Annotated in this window: 4 protein-coding genes; 3 read left to right on the top strand and 1 reads right to left on the bottom strand. The window is 47.7% G+C overall.

Annotated features, from left to right (window positions below; all coding sequences use genetic code 11):
- The 3 genes from WBV75_RS07695 to rlmB form a co-directional block, all read left to right on the top strand.
- A partial coding sequence (locus tag WBV75_RS07695; RefSeq protein ID WP_424120048.1) for a hypothetical protein occupies positions 1-771 on the top strand: 771 nt, incomplete at its 5' end.
- Between the two features lie 48 nt (positions 772-819).
- Positions 820-2,178, top strand: a complete 1,359-nt coding sequence (locus WBV75_RS07690) for an aryl-sulfate sulfotransferase (RefSeq protein ID WP_424120047.1) — start codon at positions 820-822, stop codon at positions 2,176-2,178.
- Positions 2,179-2,276: 98 nt separating this feature from the next.
- Positions 2,277-3,020, top strand: a complete 744-nt coding sequence (gene rlmB / locus WBV75_RS07685; protein ID WP_424120046.1) for a 23S rRNA (guanosine(2251)-2'-O)-methyltransferase RlmB — start codon at positions 2,277-2,279, stop codon at positions 3,018-3,020.
- Here rlmB and WBV75_RS07680 read toward each other — a convergent pair.
- Positions 3,017-3,832 carry a rhomboid family intramembrane serine protease gene (locus tag WBV75_RS07680; protein WP_424120049.1) on the bottom strand — a complete coding sequence of 272 codons (816 nt, stop codon included), beginning with the start codon at positions 3,830-3,832 and terminating at the stop codon, positions 3,017-3,019. The genes rlmB and WBV75_RS07680 overlap by 4 nt on opposite strands.
- Between the last annotated feature and the right edge of the window lie 17 nt (positions 3,833-3,849).

Genomic DNA, 3,849 nt, shown 5'->3' with positions numbered 1-3,849 from the left:
AAAAATTCTATGATCATGAAAAACAGACTTTTAACACTTACACTTTCCATAGCCGTCAGCAGTTTGGCCTACGGACAATATTCGGGGCAAATCCAAACGACTATGGGCGGCGGCGGTGCAGCTCAGGGAACTACGGCGGGAGCGATTGCTACCCTTTTGGGTCCTATATCGGAAGCCTCTCAAAAACGAAATATCGAATGGGAAAGCTTTGCGGGATCACCATACACAGATAATGAGTACAAACTCGCGGAACTCTTTTACAAAGACGAGAAAGTGGGGCCCGTTTACTACCGTTACAATGCCCTGAACGAGGAAATTGAAATCAAGGAAAACCCAATGGATGAAGGAGTGCGCGGTCTGAGCCGGGATAAAAACATCATCCTTAAGGTCGATGGGAACCCTATGCTGTTTAAAACCTTTATCGATAAAGAAGGAAAAACACTTAACGGATATCTTACCCAACTGGTAGATGGTGAAAACTTCGACCTCTACAAGCGTATACGAGTTAAATTTACCGAAGGGTCCAAAGCCGTGAATTCATTTGTTAAGGCTACACCCAGCCGTTTTAGTCAGTTCGAGGAGTATTACATCCAAAAAACCGGTGTAGACCGTATTGACGAGCTGGTCCCGAAAAAAGGAAAATTGGTCAAGCAAATGGATTCAGACCAGAAGGACGGTCTCAAAGCTTTTATCAAAGAAAACGACCTGGATCTGGACAACGATAAGGACCTGATGAGCATCATTCTCTATATGGATCGCAACGCAGGCTAAGCATGGCCCGTTAGAAAGGTCACTTCAGCGCATCTTATATTTGTTCTTATGAAATTCCATAGCATTTTATTATGGTCTTTATGCCTGACACTTTTGTTGGGCATTTACTCTTGTTCCAATGATGACGACGGACAGGACTTATCCGCAGTCCCGGAGGAGCAGTCCGAAATCCCCGAGCCGGAAGGGAACAGTCCGGATCCACAGCCGGTGGAGGATGAGAACCTCATGGGAACGGTTGAATACCTCAACCCGGACCTTGTGGATGACAATTATATTCTGGTAAATGATGCAGAGTCCAACAGGGCCTACATCATGGATAAAGACTCGCGTCTCCTGCACGAATGGGAGTTGACCAACAATATTGGAAATGACGTCTTTTTATTACCCGATGGCCGGGTTCTGGCTTCTCTGGAATCCGACGATCCGAAAATTAAAATCGGGGGAAAGGGCGGGCAGCTTCAATTTATTGGTCCCGACAATACCGTTGAGTGGAAATTTTTATATTCCTCTGAACTGGCAGAAACGCATCACGATGCTGAATTGTTGCCAAACGGAAACGTCATTGCCCTGGTATGGGAAAAACGCACTGCCCAGGAAGCCTTGGAGGGCGGTTCTATGGTATCCACAGATATTTATCCGGAAGCTATCATTGAAATTGATCCCAACACGGATGAAATTGTATGGGAATGGCATTCCTGGGAACACCTGATCCAGGATTATGATGATTCAAAATCAAATTTCGGGGTAGTTGGTGACCATCCTGAACTCATTGATCTAAATTATGTTCCAAAAAATGAGGATTGGCCCGAACTAAGCGGGGATATTATGCATGCCAATGCCATAGCGTATGACCCGGTAAAAGACTTGATCTTTATTAGTGTTAACTTTTTTTCGGAAGTTTGGGTGATAGACCACAGTACTACCCCAGAGGAGGCTTCAAGTCATTCCGGTGGGGCGTATGGAAAAGGAGGGGATCTGGTCTACCGCTTCGGGAATCCCAAAACATATCATAATACTGCAGGAACCAGACTTTTCTACAACAATCACTTCCCCAATTTACTACAAGGTGCAGACCAGGGAAAACTACTGATTTTCTCCAATGGAGTAGGTTTTAACCAGTCTACGGTATATGAACTGCAATTACCCGATGAGTTAGAATTAATTCCCTATGCGGACAACGAACCCGAGGTCTTGTGGAGCTTTACAGATGAGAAATTGTATTCCGGAAAAGTCTCTGGGGCTGTGCCTCTTCAGAACGGGAATATCCTGATCACCGAGGGAGACTATGGGTTTTGGGAAGTCACCCGTGAAAAAGAAGTGGTTTGGAAATTCAATGCATCCGGGTTTTTCTGGAGGGGGTATTCCTATGACCGGGAGGCGCCTGAGATCCAGGCCCTGGAGCTCTAACCTAAGGTCTTTTTTGGGATCCTTCCGCAAGCCTGCTTCCGGCATTGACAGATATTCTCGATTCCCTATATGTTGCAATTTGACGTACCTTTGCTCCCATGGAAGAACCAACCGAGATCTATGGCCTACGCGCTGTTCTTGAGGCGCTTGAAGCCGGGCAGCCTATCGATCGAATTTACCTTGAAAAAGGCGTTCAGGGGCCCCTGGCCAGGGAAGTTCAGATCATGGCCAAAAAAAAAGGAGCACGCCTGAGTTACGTACCTACCCAGCGGCTCGAACGCTTCAGGGATCGCAATCACCAGGGTGTGGTTGCCACCATCTCTCCAGTCCCCCTCCAGGATTACCAACCCCTTATAGACCAGGTGGTCGCGGAAACTGAATTTCCCCTTTTTTTATTGCTTGACGGGGTATCGGATGTACGCAACCTGGGTGCCATTATCCGAACGGCAGCCTGTACAGGAGTGCATGCTGTACTTCTTCCCCAAAGTGGTGTTGCCCCAATTACAGCCGATACCGTAAAAACCTCGGCGGGCGCCGTTTTCCAGGTTCCCCTTGGCCGCTGTCCTCACATCAAGGATGCTGTTTTCTACCTCCAGGCGCATGGGGTACAGATTGTAGCCGCCAGTGAAAAAGCCAAAAACACCCTTTATGAAACCAAACTGACACCTTCTACGGCCCTGGTAATGGGTTCCGAAGAGCGGGGAGTTTCACCTGCCGTGTTAAAAATTGCGGATCACAGTGCCCGCCTGCCTATCAGTGGTGCTATCGCGTCCCTGAACGTTTCCGTGGCCTGTGGTGCATTTCTCTATGAAGTTGTCCGCCAACGCCTGGCCAATACTTAGCCCGGGGCTGAATCCCCCTTTTTTCTGTAGTGATATCGGATCTGGATTTTGTCGGAGGTCTGGGTATGTGTTTTATGGGTATGTCCCGACTCCGGAGTTCCAGAGGTTTGAGATGGATTTTCAACTTTAGCCGGGGAGTGCGCTTCGGGTATATTCTCGATAAAATTCCCGTCCGCATCAAAATGCTTCATAAAGGGATCTGCATCTTCCTCATATTCTTCGGACTCCCATGGGTATTTTGAAAGTTTCGGGATCGGGGTCTTTAGAAATATAGCCAGGAACAACCCTGTGATAAAGCCCCCGAGATGGCCCTCCCAGGATATGCCGTCGATCACAGGAAAAATATACCACAACATACTCCCATAGACGAAAACCACCACGAGGGACAATGCCACCAGACGGTAGTACCTGGTGAATATCCCCTTGAAAAAAATAAAACTGGCCAGTACGTAAATCAGGCCACTCGCCCCAATATGGTACGAAGGCCTTCCGATAAACCAGGTAATCAACCCGGATAACAAGATGCCCAGGAGCAGGGTTTTCCATGCAATGTCCCGGTAGAAATAAAAAAGGGCCGCCGTAAGTACCACCAGGGGGATTGAATTATTATAAAGATGTTCCAGGGAGCCGTGTATTCCCGGAGCCGTAAGAACTCCCCTTAAACCCTTCAGGGTCCGCGGGTAAATCCCCCAGTTATTCAAATTAATTCCCAGTCTCAGCTCGGTATAATAAACGAGCCATATCCCCAGCAAAAATGCTAAAGGGACCAATACCACAGCATTGGTGTACCTGTAATGGGAATCCTCTGTCATCGGGTGCAAGGTACTAA

The sequence above is a fragment of the Robiginitalea sp. genome, assembly GCF_049588695.1.
In the GTDB taxonomy this organism is placed as follows: Bacteria; Bacteroidota; Bacteroidia; order Flavobacteriales; family Flavobacteriaceae; genus Robiginitalea.
The sequence above is the reverse complement of the archived record's forward strand: the minus strand, read 5'-3'. Positions and strand labels throughout refer to the sequence as shown.

What these genes read in the sequence shown, in the direction of transcription:
- WBV75_RS07690 (WP_424120047.1), top strand. Translation starts at nt 820, where the DNA reads ATGAAATTCCATAGCATTTTATTATGGTCTTTATGCCTGACACTTTTG.
- rlmB (WP_424120046.1), top strand. Translation starts at nt 2,277, where the DNA reads ATGGAAGAACCAACCGAGATCTATGGCCTACGCGCTGTTCTTGAGGCG.
- WBV75_RS07680 (WP_424120049.1), bottom strand. Translation starts at nt 3,832, where the DNA reads ATGACAGAGGATTCCCATTACAGGTACACCAATGCTGTGGTATTGGTC.